Origin of the sequence: Lachnotalea sp. AF33-28 (assembly GCF_003477885.1) — a bacterium.
GTDB lineage: Bacteria > Bacillota > Clostridia > Lachnospirales > Lachnospiraceae > AF33-28.
This window is the reverse complement of sequence record NZ_QUEE01000001.1, coordinates 429,948-444,309: the sequence shown is the minus strand read 5'-3', so window position 1 is coordinate 444,309 and position 14,362 is coordinate 429,948. Positions and strand designations below refer to the sequence as shown.

Genomic DNA, 14,362 nt, shown 5'->3' with positions numbered 1-14,362 from the left:
GAAGCACACGGATGTGTGCGCAGGTCATCAGCCTTCGGCTGGTGACATTAGTAAAGAAGGGAGAGTAAAATGAAGAAATTTGGAAAAAGAATGATGAGTTTGCTGATTTGCATGGCCATGATGACGGCTCTTATATCCGGCTGCGGAAAAAAAGACGCGGGAAATACCACCGATGCCGGCAGCCAGACTTCTGCTGCCGGCACAACGCAGGCAGCTTCCCAGGGCGGGGAAGACGCTTCCAAAGAAGCGGCGTTCCCGCTGGCGGAGCCTGTGACCATGAGCCTGGGCCTTTATCAGGTGCCGGGAACGGATGTGACGAAGACACTCACTCTTACCGAAATGGAAAAGAAGACAAATATCAAATGGGATTACCATCCGTTCGGCGAGGATATTAAGGATAAGCTTCCTCTGGAGTTCGGCAGCGGTGAGTATAAGGACGTATATTTAAGAGTGGGCCTTTCAGCGATGGATATTGCCAAATATGCGGGACAGGGCGTTGTGATTCCTTTGAACGACCTGATTGAGCAGTATATGCCGAATCTGAAGGCGGCCCTGGACGAGAAAAATCTCTGGAATTATCTGATATCCGAAGATGGGCAGATCTATTCCCTGCCCCAGATCGGAGATAAGGAAGCGGGTATGCTGATGTTTGTCAACAAGCCCTGGATGGAGCAGCTGAATATTGAAGAGCCTAAGACGGCAGAGGATTTCCTGAATATGCTTAGGACCTTCAAAAACAGCGATGCCAACGGAAACGGCAAGGCGGATGAACTTCCACTGGTTCTGTGTAAGGATATGCTGGGATTCCTGCCGCAGTATTTCGGGATTGCCAGCGATGTGATCAGCGGTTCCGCCACGTCTTTTGAGAATGGAAAGGCTGAGTTTTACCCGGCTACCGAAAAGTACAAAGAATATCTCAGCATTCTCCGCACGATGGTGGAGGAAGGCCTTGTAAATTCGGACTATGAGACGATCGGCTGGCAGGATCAGGAAGCCATGACCATGACATCCGACAATGTGGGCGCATTTCTGCACTGGGGCGGCTATCTGGGCGTAGGATCTGAACGGGATGAGGATTTCCCGGGCCTGACCCCTCTTAATGAGAGCAATATGGTGGTATCTTCAGGGTTCCAGGGAGGCGGATTGGTGATTACGGACAAATGTGAACATCCGGAGCTTGTGGCGCAGTGGGCGGACTACTTTTATTCAGAAGAAGGCGGAAGGCTGTTATGGATGGGCCTGGAGGGCGAATCCTATAAGCTTAGCGATGACGGCCAGACATATTCCTGGGTTACGGACGGCCCTTGGGGAGATAACCAGACCACAATTTTGGAATCGGCAACTCTGATGGGACAGATGGCGGATCCGGTGCTCATCCCCCCGATCTACAATGCGGGCAATCAGAATCCGGATGAAAGCTTCCTATGGAAACAGCGCCGTGTGGCGATCGACAGTTCCAATCCCCTGCCGGTGCTGACCTGGACGGATGCGGAGTCCAAGGAAAGAAGCACCTATCTGGCGGACATCCAGCCCTACGTGGATCAGTATCGCGCCGCGGTGGCCACCGGTGATCAGGATCTGGATACGACCTGGGATGAATACATCAATACGCTGAACCAAATGCAGCTTAAGCGTCTGGTGGAAATCGACCAGGCTGCCTATGACAGGTTCTTAAGCAGAGATAAATAGTGATTACAGCTGCTGAAAAGTTACCGCCTGTATCAGGCCAGGAGACGATGAGGACTGCCCCTGGCCTGATACAGGCCGCTTTTCCGGCAGATTCATAAATCTTTGCTCATAACCGCACAGTGAGAAGCGGTTAAAAGCGGAAAGTGAGGGAACGATGTCCCGGAAAGAAGTTTTTCTCAAGAAATGCAGGAAGCAGTGGAAGAAAAACTGGCTGCTGTATCTGATGTCGCTGCCCGTCATGGCCTATTATATCTGCTTTTCCTATATACCGATGGCCGGTGTGCAGCTGGCCTTTAAGGAGTTTCGGATCAAGGACGGGATCTGGGGCAGCCCATGGGTGGGATTTGAACATTTTGAACGGTTCTTTTCCAGCTACAATTTCAAACAGCTTCTGGCCAATACTCTGACAATCAGCATCTATACGCTGATTTTGGGGATCGTGATGCCGGTAATATTTGCGCTGATGCTCAATTATGTGCGCAAGGAGCGGATGAAAAAGACCATTCAGATGCTGACCTACCTGCCTTATTTTATCTCCACAGTGGTGATGGTGGGCATGCTCGAAATCTTCCTGGGAGACAGAGGCATGGTGAATTCGGTGCTGGGAAAACTTGGCGCCGAACCCATAGGATTTCTGACGACGCCCAGCATGTTTGCAGATGTGTATGCGTGGAGCGGCACCTGGCAGGGGCTCGGCTTTTCTTCCGTCATGTTTGTATCCGCGCTGGCGGGGGTGGATTATGAGCTTCACGAGGCGGCGATTGTGGACGGCGCGTCCAAATGGAGGAGAATTTGGCATATAGATCTGGTGGCGATACGCTCGCTGATCATGCTGGTTTTGATTCTCAACCTGGGCAGTGTGATCAATGTGGGCTATGAGAAGGTGCTTCTGATGCAGAATCCGTTAAACATGGCGGCGTCCGATGTCATATCAACCTATGTATACCGGCTCGGTGTGCTGCAGCAGGACTATGGATATTCCACGGCGGTGGGGCTGTTCAACTCGCTGATCAGCGTGGCCCTGATACTGGCGTCCAACACCATAGCGAAGAAAACCTGCAACTATAGTCTGTGGTGATGCGGGAGGAAGAGAAGAATGCGGAATAGAAAATTTAACTCGGATACGGTATTTAATATTGTCCATAAACTGTTTATGGGTCTGATTCTGATCCTGTTCGCCTGGCCCATATGGTTTATCATCATCTCCTCCGTCAGCGATCCCTATGCCATAACTAACGGGGAAGTATGGCTGATCCCGAAAGGCTTCCAGCTGGAGGGGTTCCGCAAGATCTTTGAGAATAAAGAACTGTTTGTCGCCTACCGCAACAGCATCGTATATACGGTGGGCGGCACCGCGATCAATATAGTGCTGACAGTCTGCGCGGCGTTCACGCTGTCGAGGATGGATTTCTGGCCCAGAAAGTTCCTCACCGTCATGTACATATTCACAATGTATTTCGGCGGGGGCATGATCCCTTACTACCTTCAGATCAGGGATCTGGGGCTGATGAATTCGCCGTGGGTCATGGTGATCCCCAATGCGATCAACATATTTAACGTGCTGATACTGCGCAGTTGCTTTATGTACGGGATCCCGAAGGAGCTGGAGGAGGCGGCCAGCCTTGACGGGGCGGGCGCGCCGCAGCTGCTGATGAAGATATACCTGCCTCTGTCCAAGGCGACTCTGGCGGTGCTGGTTTTGTATTATGCTGTCGGGCACTGGAACGATTATGTGAGCGCGCTGCTGTTTCTGACAGACCGCGAGATCCTGCCGCTGCAGTCCATTCTAAGAGAGATCCTGGTGATGTCCGACTACATGTCCAGAGGGTCCATGAATGCGGCGGCCGTGGCGGAAATGATGCGGACCGGCGGCATTATCAAATACGGGGTAATCATTATATCCACGATCCCCGTGATGATCATGTATCCTTTTGTTCAGAAGTATTTTGTAAAAGGAGTTATGGTGGGGGCGGTTAAAGGATGAGTGCGCCCGGAGGAAGCACACTGAAGTGTGCGCAGGTCATCAGCCTTTGGCTGGTGACATGAGAAAGGAGAAGTGCTATGAAAACAGTCAAAGACAAACAGATACTGGTAGGTGCGGATTTCGCGGGATTTCCGCTGAAAGAAGTGGTGGTGGAGCATTTAAAGAAAAAGGGCTGGGAAGTTACAGATATCGGTGTTAAGAGCGCGGATGAAGAGGATCCAGAGATGTTCCACCGTATCGGCTTAAAGGCAGGCGCGAAGATTGCCGAAAAAGAATTTGAGAGAGCGCTGCTGTTCTGCGGGACCGGTATGGGGATTCATATCGCCGCCAGCAAATGCCCCGGTGTACATGCGGGCGTGGTGGAAAGCGTGCCGGCTGCGCTGCGGGCGATTACCGGCAACGGCGTAAATGTGCTTGCCATGGGGGCGTTTTATGTAGCGCCGCAGATGGCTAAGGATATCGTTGATGCCTACCTGGGTGCGGAACTCGGCAGCGGATATGAATGGTGGCCTAATTTCTATGAGTTTCACAAGCTGGCAATCGATGAGCTCAACGCGTTTGATTACGAAGAGTTCAAGAAAAACGGGTTTGAGGTGAAACGGCTGGGAGATTATCCGCTGGATCTGATGGATAAGCCGGATGATGTCAAATAAGCTGGGGACTGGAGCCCGTAAAAGAAATGGAATGGTTTTAATATAGTGTTAAAAAAGGTACCGCGGATTAGGCGGAGCTCATAAGGAAATAAATAAAATTTTTCGGTAGGACCGACGTGGTGGAAATCACGCCGGTTTTTCCGTGCTTGCAGGAAGATTTTCATTGATGAGTCTCCTTGACAGTAAATCAGGTATAAAATCCATAATGTTTAAGCTACAAAAGAAATATTATAAGTATGAAATAAGGCGGGGAAATACAAATAAATTGATGGATATTACGATATATGATAAGATAAATTCGGCAATATGGAAAAGTAAAAGTATCCTGTAATTGCTGCGGGGATGCTTCTCTGATAGGCGCAATCGCCTGTGTTGCAAAACAAATCTTTAGTATGTCCTTGCCGGTTGTTTCCTGATGGAGATAATAATCTGAAGAAAGTCTGGAGGTAAAAAATATGGAAGTTCAGTACGAAAGTAATATGTTCTCGGCAGGCTCCTCCTGGATCTGGCTGCAGGGAGAGCATGCCGCCAATACCTATGCGCAGTTTAAGCATATCTGCCGGACAAATGCCTCCGGCGCGGTCAGACTTTCTGTCAGTGTGGACGGACAGTACAGTATCCATCTGAACGGTGTTTGGATTCCTTCTTCACAGTACGGTGATTATCCATTTTATAAGTCGGTACAGACTGTGGAAGTGAATCTGGAGCAGGGTGAAAACGTTCTGGAGATCGCTGTATGGTATCAGGGCGAGGATACCTCAGTCAGCCGTGCGGAGATGCCGGGCCTTCGGTTTGAGATAAGCTGTGAAGGGGAATTTCTCTGCGGCAGCGGCACAGATACCCTGGCAAGAAGAATGCCGGGGTTTGAGACGGAAGGGGTGGAAAACATCACTGGTCAGCTGGGAAAGGGGTTTTGGTTTTCCGGCAGGGACGGCGGTCCATGGGAAAAAGCGGCCGAAGTCCAAAAGGAAGTTGTGTGTGTGCCCCGTCCGATATCCGAACTGAAGACAGAAGATCCCTGCGGAGTAAGGATAATATCCCAGGGTGTCTTTGAGGCAGGTGAGGATGAGAAGCCCGGGCTTCGCATGCAGCATGCCGGGCTGTTCTTCCGGGAGTTTGACGGGATCACAAAAGGCGCGGCTTTCCCCTGCCTTCCCTCTTTGCAGGGTATCCGCCTGATAAGCGAAGAAAAGGACGGTCTGTATCTGGTGCTGGATTTGGGACGGATCAGAGAGGGCTGCCTGAAGCTGGATCTGACCTGCCCTCAAAAAACTAAGGTGGAAGTGGGATTCGGTGAACATCTGGAGGATCTGCGGGTACGTTCGGCGGTGGGCGGCAGATGTTTTGCGGTCCGGTATACGTCCGGTCCTGTGCGTGAACCGTTCATTTACCGGTTCCGGCGGCTGGGCTGCCGGTACCTGCAGATATTTATTTACGGCAGTGAGGCGGTGCTTTACTATGCCGGTCTTCTGCCTGTCAGTTACCCGGTCGATTTAAGTCCGGATTTTCGGTGTGCCGATCACCTTCATAATCAGATCTACCGAGTGGGCAGAGATACTCTGCGCAACTGCATGCATGAGCATTATGAGGACTGCCCCTGGCGGGAACAGGCGCTTTATGCCTTTGATGCCCGTAACCAGATGCTGGCGGGGTATTACGCTTTCGGTGAGTTTACATATGCGCGGGAAAACCTGCGTCTTCTGGCGCTGTCACAGCGTGAAGACAGTCTGCTGGAGCTGTGTTCACCCGCCAGAGTGGACATAACGATACCGGTTTTCAGCCTTGCATTTATATGGGCGGTGGAAGAATATTACCGCTATAGCGGGGATGCTGCTTTTACAGAAGAGATGGCCCCTGTGATCGGGCGGATCCTGCATCGCATGAGCCGTCAGATGTCCGGCGGACTGGCCATGGCGTTTTCTGAACCCGGATATTGGAATTTCTATGATTGGCAGCCAATGCTGGACGGACAGCCTTTAAGGCGGGACGGTTTATCTGCGCCGTCCGCCGATGCGGTTCTGCAGCTTTGTTATCTGCTGGCCCTTCAAAGGGCGGCAGCCATGTATGATCCCAAACGGTATCAACAGGAAATCGCATCGGTGACGGCGGGTCTGGAATCCTACTGGAATGAGCAGCAGGGGGCATATTCGGCCTTCATAAGGGAAGGAGAGCAGATGTGCTATTCGCAGCTGGTGCAGGCTCTGGCGCTGTATACGGGCGCCTGCCCGGAGGAACGCAGGGACAGCCTTTCCCGCACGCTGACGGAGGAAGGACTGGTACCTGTGACACTAAGCAGCAGCATATTTAAATATGAAGCGCTGCTTATGGAACCGGAGCGGTTTGGCAGGCTGGTATTCGATGAAGTGGCGGACCGATGGGGCAGAATGCTTTTTTGTGGGGGCACTGCATTCTGGGAAACAGATGAAGGGGCCGGAGCCTTTGACAGGGCAGGAAGCCTGTGCCACGGCTGGAGCGGAATTCCGGTGTATCTCTATGGCGCTTATGTGCTCGGGGTACGCCCGGCCGCTCCGGGGGAATGGAAATGTTTTAAAAGAGACAATTTCGGCATATATGAGGCGGCGGGCATCTTAAAAACCCCGTCCGGCTGCCTTAGGGTATAATGTGGCAGACATTATGCCCTGCGCTGCTTGACCGGTTTTTTCGGTCAAGAAGATGAGCCGTCTGAACTGTAACGAATAGTAACATCCGGTAAAAGATATTTTAGAAAAACGTATTATAATTATTTATTAAAATGTGGTAAAATGATAAAATGTAAGTGTTTACAGTGAGGCGGGAGGCAGGCCTGGCCCGCGCTGCGGCCGCAGCCTTTGAATACGGAGGCCCCAAACGGGTTATCAAGTATTCATAGCGATCAAATGTATCAGGCAGCGCAGAAATGAGGTTAAATAATGAATTTTGCGGAAGAATTTAAAAATCCCCCGTTAAAATACAGGGGCAAACCGTTCTGGTTCTGGAACGGAGACATGAACGAGGCGGAAATCGACCACCAGCTGAAAGAGATGGCGGATAAAGGCCTGGGCGGCGTGTTCATCTGTGCGAGACAGGGCCTCAAGGTTCCTTATCTGTCCAACAAGTGGTTCGACCTGATCCGCTATGCCTGCGAAAAGGCCAAAGAATACGGCCTGGAGGCGTGGCTGTATGATGAGTACCCCTACCCTAGCGGCATGAGCGGCGGGGAAGTCCTTCTGGAGCATCCCGATGCCGGCCACAAGATCCTGAACCATAAGACGGTCAGCGCGAAGGGCGGCGAAGAGGTGGTGCTGGATCTTGGATGGTCCGAAATTATTTATCTGAAAGCCGTAAAGATCCGCGAAGACGGCAGTGAGGAGTGGGACAGCCTGATTGATCTGACCGGGGATCTGGGCAATCTGCAGGTGGACGAGATCTATCAGGAAAGCGGAATGACCAGATACAATTATAAGCGTTTCTTTACCTATACCACCAGAAAGGTGCTGACCACCACCCTTCCCGAAGGCAGCTGGAGGATTGAAGCTTATACACAGACAGAGCTTAACGATTTCAAATATTACGGGGGATATTTCGATCCCTGTAACAAACAGGCGGTGGATACCTTTATCCGCACCACCCATGAGAGATATAAGGACACGGTGGGCGGGGATTTCGGCAAAAATATATTCGGAATGTTCTCGGATGAGACCGGGCTTTTAAGCGCGATCCCGTGGTCCCCGAAGCTCCCGGAATATTTTGAACAGAAAAACGGCTATTCCTTAAGCGATGTCATGCCGGCTCTGCACAGCGCTTCCTTTAAGGATGCGTATAAGATCCGCTATGATTATTATAATACGGTTCATGAGCTGTTCCGTGAGACGTACCATAAGACGGTAGCCGGCTGGTGCCAGGACAATTCCCTGCTCTATGCAACGGAAGTGCCGTCCATGCGTCTGACCACGCAGATTTACAGCGATATCGTCGGCGGCGATCCGGGACATGAGAAGCTGGGCAAGTCCCTGGAATGGACCTATGACTACTACAATGCTAATTACAGGAGCAATCCCAAGGCCATCAGCTCCATGCAGAGACAGCTGGGCCATGAGTTTGCCATGGATGAGAGCTTTCACAGCGTAGGCTGGTCCATGACGCTGCAGGACGCCAAGTGGATGATCGACCGGCTGGGAGCCAGCGGCATCAACTTCTATAATTTCCATGCGTTCTATTATACGATTGAGGCCATCACCAAGCATGACGCTCCTCCGTCACAGTTTTTACAGAATCCGTATTGGAAGCACTATAACAAGTTTGCGGATTTTGTGGGCCGTATGGGCGAGTTCATCAGCAAGACGGAGCCCCTCACCAATGTGGCTGTGCTGGATCCTGTCACCTCCATGTGGACTCTGTTGGGCAATCCGAATCACGGCTTCCACTATGTGGGCGAGGACGAAAAGGAGAAGCTGCAGTGTGAGAGCATCAAAAAGGACTGGGTACATATCTGCAAGCAGCTGCTGTTCAACCAGATCGAATATGACCATCTGGATGCGGAAATGCTGGAGAAAGCCACTGTGGAGAACGGCAGTGTGAGAATTGGAAATGCTGTTTATTCCACCGTCATCCTGCCTCCCTGCACCAGCATGGAGACCGGCGCCTATGAAAAACTGAAAGCGCTGGCGGAATGCGGCGGCCATGTGGCTGCGCTGGGAATGCTGCCTTACCGTGCTATTGACGGTACGCCCGATGTGCCCGGCATGTGGAAGGAGCTGTTTCATGCTGCCGATTCCAATGCAGACGGATATTGGGGCAAGGCGTCTGCGTCCGCAGAGGCATACGGCGATGAAAGCTGCCGTTTCTTCACAACGGACGGCTCTCTAAGAGAAGCCGGCATCGATGAGGAATGGATCGCATGGCTTAGAGCGGTAAATCAGGATGTGATCGAGCTCTATCCCGCGAAGGAAGCGCATAAAGATTTTATCAGCACTATCCGCCGCGGGGCGGATGGGGACCTCTATTTCTTCCTGAGCAATCAGGGCAGACAGAAGACATCTGTGGATGTCCGCACCAGACTTCCTTACGGATTTGAGGTGAAAGAGCTCAATATGGAGGACGGCAGCATCGAGGTCTACGGCCCCGGGGCCGCATCCTTTACGGTATGCTTTGAGCCTTATCAGAGCCGCTGCATCTGCCTGGCTGACAGCGAGGCAGCAGGAGAGTCCCTTACCTGCTTAAAGACGGCATTTGATGAGGAAAAAATTGTGGTTTCTACAGAAAAGCCTATGCGGGTGAGCGTTGAAGGCGGCAATATCATGAGGTTTGAGAACTTTGAGGTTTCCACGGATCAGAAGGAATGGATGCTGTCCCCGGCGAAGACCTTCATCGAACAGTGTGCGGCCGGCCTTAAGATTGACAGCGCCGCTTTCACCTACCGCGGAGAGTTCGGGACACCTAAGAAGATCGGGCTGAACTATCCGATGAAAGCTTATTTCAGGACCTCCTTCCAGGCCGATTATGTGCCGGAGGATCTGGCGTTTCTGATGGACCGCAGGACCATTGAGGATACATTTACCATATATATGAACGGGCAGTCTCTGACAAAGGCAGACTTTAAGCCCACCTTTGTGGATGATCAGAACAATATCATATGCCCTGTGGCGGATAAGGTGAAAGCCGGTAAGAACGAGCTTTTCATCGAAGTGAATATCACAAAGGATTCCGACGGAATCCGTGATCCGCTGTATCTGTACGGGGACTTTGAGCTGGAGCGCAGAGACGGAGATATGGTGATGGTGAAGCCTTCCCGCATGGCGGCCGTGTCCGGCAGCTATGTAGAGGGATATCCTTACTACAGCGGAACCTTCACCTTCAGCACCTCGGTAGAGGCAGACAAATCAAAGTTCCCGGAGCAGTTCCACCTGGCCTTTGATTTCGGCAACAGCATCTACAACTGCCTGGAGGTGATGGTCAACGGTGTTTCCCTCGGAGTGAAGGCTTATACGCCCTATGTCTGGAAGGGGGACAGCGGTCTGTTAAAGGACGGTGAGAATGAGGTAACCCTGAAGCTGACCAACTCCCTGGCCAATATGCTGGACGGCACGTATTTTGATTACGATGAGCATAAGCTGGAGAGAATCTGACGGGCTTGCGGCAGCGTTGCCGCATGGCGGGAAGGAAAGTTCATGCGATCGGAAAAGGAAATGTTTGATCTGATAATCCGCACGGCAGAGGAGGATGAACGCATACGGGCCGCATATCTGGGCGGCTCCAGAGTGAATCCGAACGTGCCGCGGGATATTTTTCAGGATTATGATGTAGTTTATATTGTAGAGGAAACCGGCTCCTTCCGAAAGGACAGGAGCTGGATTGACCGGTTCGGAGAGCGGCTGTACATGCAGTACCCGGAGGACAGCCCGTTCTTTCCGTCCGATCCGGAGAACTGTTACGGGTGGCTGATCCAGTTCGCGGATGGAAACCGGCTGGATCTGCACGTGTGCACGCTGAAATCGGAACTGAAAAATCTGGAAACGGACCATATGTACCGGGTTCTGATGGATAAGGACGGCTGCCTGCCGGTGCTGGAACACCCGTCGGACTGTGATTTCTGGGTGAGAAGGCCGGATCGGGAACAGTTCTTAAGCTGCTGCAATGAGTTCTGGTGGTGCCTGAACAATGTGGCAAAGGGCCTGTGGAGGGAGGAGATCCTCTATGTGATGGAAATGCTCAATTATGTCCGGGAGGAGCTGCTGCGCCTGCTTGAATGGAAGGTGGGAGCGGAAAACGGTTTTGCGGTCAGCGTGGGCAAAGCGGGGAAATATCTGGATAAATGGATACCGCAGAGCCTGTGGAAACGCTACCTCGCCACCTTTCCTTTGGCGGACACAGAGCGGGCCTGGATCGCGGTGTTTAACATGTGCGACCTCTTTGACGAACTGGGGAAGGAACTGGGAACGGTCTTCGGTTATCCGTATAACTCAACCGAGGCGGAAAACAGCAGGGGGTATCTGGAGCATGTGCGCAGGCTTCCAAAGGATGCGCGGGAGGTATATCCTGCATCGGCGCACTGCCCCTCTGACTGATAAAAGGTGTGCGGGTAATGATAAACGGTGATAAGAATAAAAAAACAGTGGTCCGGAATGCCGAGCTTTTGGATTTGCCGGAGATTTTGGAAATATTTTGCGCGGCCAGGAAATATATGCGTGAAAGCGGCAATCCGCGGCAATGGGGAGATACTTATCCTTCGCCGGCGCTGCTGCAGGAGGATATCCTTAAAAAACAGCTATTTGTTGTTGAGATAAATGGGAGGCTCTGTGGTGCGTTTGTTTTCTTTATCGGAGAGGAACCCACTTACCGTATCATTGAAGACGGAGCGTGGATAGACGACAGGCCCTATGGGACGATCCACCGCGTGGCAAGTGACGGAACAGAAAGGGGCATATTTGAGCGATGCCTCGCGTTTTGTCTGGAGCGGTCCGGCAATCTGCGGATTGATACGCATGCGGATAACCGGATCATGCAGAGGTTGATAGAAAAAAGCGGTTTTGTGAGATGCGGCATCATACATCTGGCGGATGAAAGCGCGAGAATAGCTTATCAATATAGCAGTGACGGAACTGCCTGCCGACGTTAAATCAGAGACGCCCGCTAGTGCTTTGGCTGTGTATTCTACAGCCTTAGCACCAGCGGGCGTTTTACAATAACGGAAGGTTTAATTTCTGATCCGGAAGGTCCTGTAAGCCAATTTATATACGAGTACGCAGGCGGCGATGCAGTAGAGAATGCAGAATACCAGCATCAGCGCGCAGAAGGTCATGGTATCCACCCGGATGCGCAGCATCAGATAGCACAGCCAGTAGGTGGCCATGGCGATAATCTGATAAGTCGCGCTCTTAACTTCGGTGTACATATTAAAGGGCTGCAGCAGATAATACAGCACCAGGTAATGCACGGAAAAGAAAACACTCATGGACAGGATGGATACCGGCACCAGCAGATAGTAAAGGGGCGCGGCGGTCCCGCCGGAAACATACAAAAGCAACGTCAGCCCGCCCGCGATCACGGCCGCCGGAAGCAGATTGACCTTCACTATTTCGCGCAGCCGTATCCAAAACAGATGCAGGATAAATGACGGTTTCCTGTAAAAGGAATAGGTCAGCATGCTGTGGTCACAGTTCATGAACAGCGCTCTGGTATAGGTGGTGCCGCGGTTGATGGCGTACATGATAAACAGGAAGGCCGGTACCAGAGAAATCAGCATCTGGTTGGCTTTTGAAGCAAATGCCGGATTGACCAGGCAGGCGATGAGCAGGCCGCCCACACATGCCAGGCTCACCACGGCGATTTTTACCGAGGCGCTCCAGAGCACCTTCCGGTGCCTTTTGATAAACAGCTCGTTGAAGTATTCAAAGCCCTTTTTACTGCTTGTGATGCTCAAATCCGCGCTGATCATCCTGCGGCCCTGTTCCGCCGCAGCCTTTCGCGTCGCCTGTGTCAGATCCGTACCGTTTTTCTTATCGGATAAAAGTGTCTGATACATATCCCGGTACTGGTCAAATTTACCGATTTGAACAGCCGCATAAATGCCTGCTGCGACGCTTAGCACCATGACTGCAGCGATTGGGAGGTAAGGCACAATAATCCCCAGAAAGGGCAGCCCATACGCTGCGGCCAGCAATACCGCTGCCAGGGTCCATCCGATTCTGGCGGGAAGATTCTCATTGGCACATTTTCCCGTGTCCGTGTAACTTCGCAGTGAGAACCATGCTACCAGCATTTTTGACGATGCGGCAAAAAAGGGAAGCAGTAAGCAGATCCATAGCGGAACCTGTTTTGCAAGGCCGAACAATATGGTGAAAGGCAGAAAGCCCGCCATCACTTTGATCATGGAGTAGATGTAATTCGACAGGGTGTACGATTTCGCATCCATTCTCATGAGAATCATGGCATAGTATTTGTCGTTGGTCGGGTTGAACATAAAGGTATTCATATAGGAGCCGATCAGTGTTAAAAAGAAAAATATATGCACGAACAGATCCGCCCCGGGCGCGTCTTTATAAAGCCCGCTCACCGCCGTCACCATCAGCAGGATATACAGAAACTTGCCTAAAAACGCGGATGATATCTCCCAGAGGACCGATAAAACATTGGCAAATATTTTAAATCCCCTGATCCCGTAAAGGGAAACAGGTAGAATCTTTTTAATGAGGGGCAGCTGGCGGATGGAATAAATAATGCTGTTGACCCGGTAGGTATTCTTCAGGGAATAGGATATCTTAAACGCTTGCATCAGGCTTTTCATCATGTTCTTCCTCCCGCAGGGCATTGATTATCTTATCTTTAAATTCACGGTTATCCAGGTTTTCCTTATCCACAGTTTCCAGCTCCCCATGATTGAGTATCACAATCTCGTCGCACAGATCCAGCGCCAGCTCCATGATATGGGTGGAGAAGATGATGATCCGGTCCGTTTTGAGGGAACGCAGAAGCTGTTTCATTTCTTCGGCCACGACCACGTCCAGCGAGGTCAGAGGCTCATCCAACAGCAGGATATTTGGTTTGGCAATGATATTGATGAGCATCTGCATCTTGTTTTTCATGCCGTGGGAATAGTCCTTCAAGAGCTTATCCCTGTCAGGAGCTTCGATATTCATCATATCAAAGTATTCATCAATACTTAGGAGTCCGGAAATGCTCCTGCGGTTGATATCGATAAAAAATTTAAGAAATTCCCGGCCGGTGAGAAATTCGGGCACTGTGGGCGTGGAGAGCACATAGCCGATATCATCACAGCCGATATCTCTGGCCTGACCGCCCTCTTCCAGGTAAAAACGGCCTGAGTCCGCTTTGACATCCCGGTTGACACAGTTAAACAGCGTGGTCTTGCCCGCTCCGTTACGGCCGAGAAGGCCATAGATCTTTCCACTGTCAAAGGAAAAGCTGATGTCTTTGAGAACTTCTTTCTTGTCATAATTCTTGGAAAGGTTTTCGATTATGAATTTCATAGTATCCTCCTTATATTACTAACCGATTCCGTTCTTGGGTTTGACGCGGCGGTTCGGTACCTAACAGCTGC

The 14,362-nt window shown here is 51.3% G+C and carries 10 protein-coding genes; 8 read left to right on the top strand and 2 right to left on the bottom strand.

The window, feature by feature from the left end:
* Positions 1-69 precede the first annotated feature (69 nt).
* The 8 genes from DWZ56_RS01785 to DWZ56_RS01750 all read left to right on the top strand — a co-directional run bounded on the left by DWZ56_RS01785 (position 70) and on the right by DWZ56_RS01750 (position 11,920).
* Complete coding sequence (locus tag DWZ56_RS01785) at positions 70-1,689, top strand: extracellular solute-binding protein (RefSeq protein WP_118554653.1); 1,620 nt, start codon at positions 70-72, stop codon at positions 1,687-1,689.
* 154 nt (positions 1,690-1,843) lie between these two features.
* Positions 1,844-2,767 carry an ABC transporter permease gene (locus DWZ56_RS01780; RefSeq protein WP_118554652.1) on the top strand — a complete coding sequence of 308 codons (924 nt, stop codon included), beginning with the start codon at positions 1,844-1,846 and terminating at the stop codon, positions 2,765-2,767.
* 18 nt (positions 2,768-2,785) lie between these two features.
* A complete protein-coding gene (locus DWZ56_RS01775; RefSeq protein ID WP_118554651.1) occupies positions 2,786-3,673 on the top strand; it encodes a carbohydrate ABC transporter permease in 888 nt (295 codons plus the stop codon).
* 77 nt (positions 3,674-3,750) lie between these two features.
* Positions 3,751-4,326, top strand: a complete 576-nt coding sequence (locus DWZ56_RS01770) for an RpiB/LacA/LacB family sugar-phosphate isomerase (protein ID WP_118554650.1) — start codon at positions 3,751-3,753, stop codon at positions 4,324-4,326.
* A 455-nt stretch (positions 4,327-4,781) separates the two neighbouring features.
* Positions 4,782-6,947 carry an alpha-L-rhamnosidase-related protein gene (locus DWZ56_RS01765; protein ID WP_118554649.1) on the top strand — a complete coding sequence of 722 codons (2,166 nt, stop codon included), beginning with the start codon at positions 4,782-4,784 and terminating at the stop codon, positions 6,945-6,947.
* A 288-nt stretch (positions 6,948-7,235) separates the two neighbouring features.
* Positions 7,236-10,430 (top strand): glycosyl hydrolase, encoded by a 3,195-nt coding sequence (locus tag DWZ56_RS01760; protein ID WP_118554648.1) that lies wholly within the window; start codon positions 7,236-7,238, stop codon positions 10,428-10,430.
* A gap of 42 nt (positions 10,431-10,472) precedes the next feature.
* Positions 10,473-11,369 carry an aminoglycoside 6-adenylyltransferase gene (locus DWZ56_RS01755; protein WP_118554647.1) on the top strand — a complete coding sequence of 299 codons (897 nt, stop codon included), beginning with the start codon at positions 10,473-10,475 and terminating at the stop codon, positions 11,367-11,369.
* A 17-nt stretch (positions 11,370-11,386) separates the two neighbouring features.
* Positions 11,387-11,920 (top strand): GNAT family N-acetyltransferase, encoded by a 534-nt coding sequence (locus DWZ56_RS01750; RefSeq protein WP_176927460.1) that lies wholly within the window; start codon positions 11,387-11,389, stop codon positions 11,918-11,920.
* Between the two features lie 78 nt (positions 11,921-11,998).
* On the opposite strand, the gene DWZ56_RS01745 is transcribed toward DWZ56_RS01750, so the two are convergent.
* Both DWZ56_RS01745 and DWZ56_RS01740 read right to left on the bottom strand, forming a co-directional pair.
* Positions 11,999-13,591 (bottom strand): hypothetical protein, encoded by a 1,593-nt coding sequence (locus DWZ56_RS01745; RefSeq protein WP_243095017.1) that lies wholly within the window; start codon positions 13,589-13,591, stop codon positions 11,999-12,001.
* On the bottom strand, positions 13,563-14,291 hold the full coding sequence (locus tag DWZ56_RS01740; RefSeq protein ID WP_118554646.1) for an ABC transporter ATP-binding protein: 729 nt from the start codon (positions 14,289-14,291) through the stop codon (positions 13,563-13,565). Before DWZ56_RS01740 ends, DWZ56_RS01745 begins: the two co-directional genes overlap by 29 nt.
* Positions 14,292-14,362: the final 71 nt, after the last annotated feature.

Bases quoted from the DNA above. Each gene is read 5' to 3' on its own strand.
- DWZ56_RS01785 (WP_118554653.1), top strand. From the start codon at position 70: ATGAAGAAATTTGGAAAAAGAATGATGAGTTTGCTGATTTGCATGGCC.
- DWZ56_RS01780 (WP_118554652.1), top strand. From the start codon at position 1,844: ATGTCCCGGAAAGAAGTTTTTCTCAAGAAATGCAGGAAGCAGTGGAAG.
- DWZ56_RS01775 (WP_118554651.1), top strand. From the start codon at position 2,786: ATGCGGAATAGAAAATTTAACTCGGATACGGTATTTAATATTGTCCAT.
- DWZ56_RS01770 (WP_118554650.1), top strand. From the start codon at position 3,751: ATGAAAACAGTCAAAGACAAACAGATACTGGTAGGTGCGGATTTCGCG.
- DWZ56_RS01765 (WP_118554649.1), top strand. From the start codon at position 4,782: ATGGAAGTTCAGTACGAAAGTAATATGTTCTCGGCAGGCTCCTCCTGG.
- DWZ56_RS01760 (WP_118554648.1), top strand. From the start codon at position 7,236: ATGAATTTTGCGGAAGAATTTAAAAATCCCCCGTTAAAATACAGGGGC.
- DWZ56_RS01755 (WP_118554647.1), top strand. From the start codon at position 10,473: ATGCGATCGGAAAAGGAAATGTTTGATCTGATAATCCGCACGGCAGAG.
- DWZ56_RS01750 (WP_176927460.1), top strand. From the start codon at position 11,387: ATGATAAACGGTGATAAGAATAAAAAAACAGTGGTCCGGAATGCCGAG.
- DWZ56_RS01745 (WP_243095017.1), bottom strand. From the start codon at position 13,591: ATGATGAAAAGCCTGATGCAAGCGTTTAAGATATCCTATTCCCTGAAG.
- DWZ56_RS01740 (WP_118554646.1), bottom strand. From the start codon at position 14,291: ATGAAATTCATAATCGAAAACCTTTCCAAGAATTATGACAAGAAAGAA.